Origin of the sequence: Variovorax sp. J31P179 (assembly GCF_030316985.1) — a bacterium.
GTDB classification, from domain to species: Bacteria; Pseudomonadota; Gammaproteobacteria; order Burkholderiales; family Burkholderiaceae_C; genus Variovorax; species Variovorax ginsengisoli_B.
In genome coordinates, this window is record NZ_JASZYL010000050.1 from 1 (window position 1) to 1,042 (window position 1,042).

Here is a 1,042-nt window from a genome sequence, read left to right on the forward strand (position 1 = left end):
CACTTAAATATGTACTTATCTTGTGCTCCTTGCCAGGGCGGCCTTGGCTCGCGTGACCTTGGCCAGGATGTCGGTGGCGCTCTTGGTCCAGATGAACGGTTTCGGGTTGGCGTTGTGGTGGGCTACGTACAGATCGATGGCCAATTCCAGCTCGGGCACGCTGGTGAAGCTGTCGCGCCGGATGCGGTTTTCCGAGATGTCGCGGAAGAAGCGCTCGACCATGTTCAGCCACGAGGCGCTGGTGGGCGTGAAGTGCATGATGAAGCGCGGGTGCTCGGCGAGCCAGGCCTGCACGTCGGGATGCGTGTGCGTGCCGTAGTTGTCCACGATCAGATGCAGCTGCAGGTGCTTGGGCGTCTTGCGCTGGATCAGGCGCAGGAACTGCAGCCACTCCGCGTGCCGGTGTTGTTGTTGGCACATCGAGATCACGGTGCCGTCCAGGGTGTTCAATGCCGCGAACAGGGTGGTCGTGCCGTGGCGCTTGTAGTCGTGCGTGACGGTGCCGGCGCGCCCTTTCTTCATCGGCAAGCCCGGCTGGGTGCGGTTGAGCGCCTGGATCTGGCTCTTTTCGTCGCAGCTCAGAACCAGGGCGCGCTCGGGCGGGTTCAGATACAGGCCCACGACGTCCAGCAGCTTGTCCTCGAAGCGCGGATCGCGCGAGAGCTTGAACGTCTTCTGTCGATGCGGCTTCAGGCCGTTGCGCTGCCAGACGCGGCGAATCGTCGTGGGTCCCACCCCGAGCTGCGCGGCCAGCGTGCGCGTGCTCCAGTGCGTCGCCGCAATGGGCTTTTCGTGAAGCGTCTTGTCCACGACGCTCGATTCGAACTCGGCGGTGGTCACGCTGGGGGTACGCCCGGGGCGCGGCGCGTCATTCATCAGGGCCTCCACCCCGCCTTCCAGGAAGCGCTGGCGCCACAAGGCCACCTGGCGCCGATCCAGATCGACCTCGGAGGCGATGTCCTTGTTCTGCCAGCCCTGGGCGGCCAACAACACGATCTTGGCGCGTTGCTGCACACGCGCCTCGACGCGGCCTCGCCGCGCC

General features: G+C 65.1%; 1 protein-coding gene. It reads right to left on the minus strand.

Annotation, left to right across the window (positions count from 1 at the left end; translation table 11 throughout):
- Positions 1-15 precede the first annotated feature (15 nt).
- Positions 16-1,042, minus strand: a 1,027-nt coding sequence (locus tag QTI17_RS34990) for an IS630 family transposase (RefSeq protein ID WP_286538785.1), incomplete at its 5' end; no start/stop codon positions are given.